Source organism: Fundidesulfovibrio sp., from assembly GCF_058402725.1.
The window spans coordinates 1-3,201 of record NZ_JBZVFJ010000243.1; the positions used below are offsets into that span (position 1 = coordinate 1).

3 protein-coding genes are annotated in these 3,201 nt (G+C 68.4%); all 3 read right to left on the reverse strand.

Translation table 11 applies throughout. From position 1 onward, the window contains the following. Window positions 1-897 (reverse strand): cyclic di-GMP phosphodiesterase (locus ACV4UX_RS18100; protein ID WP_491594677.1); only part of this gene is annotated, 897 nt, incomplete at its 3' end. Window positions 898-928: 31 nt separating this feature from the next. Next, the gene (locus ACV4UX_RS18105; protein WP_491594678.1) at window positions 929-2,182 is read right to left on the reverse strand and encodes a cyclic di-GMP phosphodiesterase; all 1,254 of its coding nucleotides are present in this window, start codon (window positions 2,180-2,182) and stop codon (window positions 929-931) included. Window positions 2,183-2,331: 149 nt separating this feature from the next. Further along, a partial coding sequence (locus ACV4UX_RS18110) for a lytic murein transglycosylase (RefSeq protein ID WP_491594679.1) occupies window positions 2,332-3,201 on the reverse strand: 870 nt, incomplete at its 5' end.

A 3,201-nucleotide genomic window follows, 5' to 3' on the forward strand; every position in this document is an offset into this window, starting at 1 on the left:
GTGGGGCGAGAGCCCTGCGCGGTAGACCCGGTCGGAGGTGAGGGCGTCGTACACGTCCAGCACCGAGAGGATCCTGGGCAGGCCGGAGATGCCGTTGCCCCTGAGGTTCCGGGGATAGCCCGTGCCGTCCTGGCGCTCGTGGTGGTCCCGCACGGCCTCGGCCACAGGTCCGGAAATCTGGCCCTGGTCCTGCACGTAGCGCCAACCCAGAACGGTATGGCGTTTCATCACCTCGAACTCCGCCGGGGTGAGCGACTGGGGTTTGGTGAGGATCTCGCGTGGAATCAGGCATTTGCCTACGTCGTGCAGGAGCCCGGAGAGTCCCAGCAGACGCTGTTTGTCCTCGCGCAGGCCCAGGTCGTGCCCGAAGAGCACGCCCAGGGCCGCCACGTTGAGGCTATGGGTGTAGGTGTAGTCGTCGTAGGATTTGAGGACGGAGAGCAGGCGCAGCACGCTCCGGTTGGACTTGGCCGTCTCCACCATCACGCCCACGATGCGGTTGGCCTCGTCCATGTTCAGGTCCTTGCCGGCCTCGGCCTGGGCCAGGAACTGGCGGGTGGACTCCATGGACTGCACGAAGAGCCTGCGGGCGAAGCGCAGGGTCTGCCCGGTGTCCCATTGGGGGGGCACTTCCTCCGACACGTCCTTGCAGACCGGGGCTTCTTCAGCGGGGGCGCAGGGTTCGGGCAGGGGATCGGGCTCCACGTCGAGGCCGCGGCTCGTGTCGATCTCCACGCCGGGCACGCCCAGGGCGCGCAGCTCCTCCACCTTGCGGGCGTCGCGCACGAGGCCGATGCGCGTGGTCAGGTAGGGATGCTTGAACCAGGAGAGCTCGAAGCCGTGCACGAACATGCCGGGCCGGAGCTTTTCCATCGGAATGCGCTTGAGGGCGCTCATCCATCGTTCCTCGGCGGCCTTGGCTTCGCGCTCACGGGGCGGGAGCGAACACGGCCTGGGGCGGCGGCATTTCGCTGGGCTCCACGGTGCGCTGGATCTCGAACTCCTTCCTGGAGAGCTCGCCGCAGAGCCTCCAGGTGTCCACGCGCCTGCGGTAAAGGGGTTTGCGGTCCTTGTCGCAGAACACCATCACCTCGGGGAAGAGCGGCTTGCCCGGCGTCTGGCGCGTCACCAGGGCGTAGCAGCCATTGCGCAGCTGCACCACGCTCATGGCCGGATAGACCCCCAGGCGTTTGATGAAGCTGTCCACAAGCTCCTCGGGCAGGGCCTGCCCGCGCAGGTTGAAGAGCGTGCGCAGGGCCAGGTGGCCGGAGATGCGCGGTCGGTAGACGCGGTCGGAGGTGAGGGCGTCGTAGATGTCCACCACGCTGATGATGGAGCTGAAGGGGTGGATGCCCCCCCGCGCGAGGCCCTGGGGATAGCCCGTGCCGTCCAGGCGTTCGTGGTGTTCGAGCACGGCGCGCAACACACTCTCGGGCAGGCCGGGATGTTGCTGGGCGGCCAGGTGCTCGTAGCCCAGGAGGGCGTGCCCCTTCATGGTCTCGAACTCGGCGGGGGTGAGCGGCCCGGGCTTGGAGACGAGGCCTCCGGGGATCTTGCACTTGCCCACGTCGTGGAGCATGCCCGCCAGGCCCAGAAGCTCCAGCTGGTCGCCTTCCAGGCCCAGGGTCTTGCCTAGGAGCACGCCCAGGGCGGCCAGGTTGAGGCAGTGGGTGTAGGTGTAGTCGTCGTGTGCCTTGAGGGAGAGCACCAGGTGGAGCACGTCCTCGTTGGTGTTCACGGACTCCACCACCTTGGCGATGCAGGGCTTGAGCTCGTCAAGGTCCACGGGGTCGCCCCGGGAGACGTCCGCCATGAGGCCCCTGGTGGCGTTCATGGCGTGGTCGAAGAGCTTGCGGGCGAAGCGGACGGCGGCGGCTTGGTCGCCGGGCGGGGGGCAGAGGGCCAGCCGGGGCGCGTCGGGGCGCGCGGGGGAGCCCTCGGCCGCCGGGGGCGCGGGGGACACGTCGGGGGGGGCTGGCGCCGTCTCCCCGGTCAGGGTCTGGCTCTGCTCGGTGTCCACCTCCACATGGCGCACGCCCAGGCGGGTCAGTTCCTCCACGAGGCGCTTGTCGCGAACGACGCCCAACCGGGTCGACACATAGGGGTGCCTGAACCAGGAAAGGTCGAACCCGTGCACGAACATGCCAGGCTTCAGCTGCGCCACCGGAATACGCTTGATCATCGCCCACCACGCGGTACGGAAGCTTCAGGGCTCCAACTTCATGCCTCCCTCATACCTCTTTGCGGAACGGCCCACAATGCGCGGAACACGCATTTTCCGTGTGGGGGGACGGGCAGAAAAAGGTTGTCCGTAGAGGCCTCGCGCTCCGCCTACTGCCCCGTCTGCCCTCCGGCCACCGGAGAGGGCGCGCCCTTGAGCCAGGCGGCCAGGCCCATGATGGTGTTCACATAGGTCTGGGAGTGGTTGTAGCGGAAGAGGGCGGCGCGCACGGCCGCGTCGTCGTCGAGGTTGCCTTTCACGCCGTGGGCGTTGAGGTAGTTGCCCATGGAGTGCATGGCGTCGCGCAGGTTGAAGATGTCCACGCGGCCGTCGCCGTCGCCGTCGCGGCCGTAGGCCAGGAGGCTCGTGGGCATGAACTGGCTGATGCCGATGGCCCCCATGTAGGACCCGGGCATGGCCGTCACGTCCAGGCGGTTCTCCTGGGCGTAGCGGAAGAGGGCCTTGAGCTCCTTGTAGGCCCAGGCGGAGGTCTCTGCGGCCTTGGCGTCCAGCCAGGCCTTGCGGTCCGGGGTGACGCGCTCGCCCTGGAAGGCGTCCATCACGGGGTCGGCGGTGGTGCAGGCGGCCAGGCTGGCCAGGTTGTTGAGCGCCAGGTCGTCGCCCAGGAAGCGTCCGGTGCGCGTCTCCAGGGTGAGAAGCCCGGTGGTCACGGCCGGGGGCACGCCGTAGGCCTTGCGGATCTCCTCCAGCAGGGCCTGGTTGGCGTTGTAGAACTCGCGGGCCTCGGCCAGGCGCTCGGGCGCGAAGATGGACTCCCACACGTCCGGCGGTCCCTTCTCTCCCAGGACCTTGAGCCGGGCCTGCTCCTCGGCCGGGGCCTTGTTCTTTTCGCGCCGCGCGGCCACCAGCAATTCGGGGCTGACCTTGCCGGTCTCCTTGAGGCCCAGGGACTTCTGGAAGGCGCGCACGCTCAGGCGGAAGACGAAATCCGAACGGCCGGTCGTCTTGCCCGAGTACCA

Excerpts from the sequence above, each read along its gene's own strand:
- ACV4UX_RS18105 (WP_491594678.1), bottom strand. The coding sequence starts at position 2,182 with ATGATCAAGCGTATTCCGGTGGCGCAGCTGAAGCCTGGCATGTTCGTG.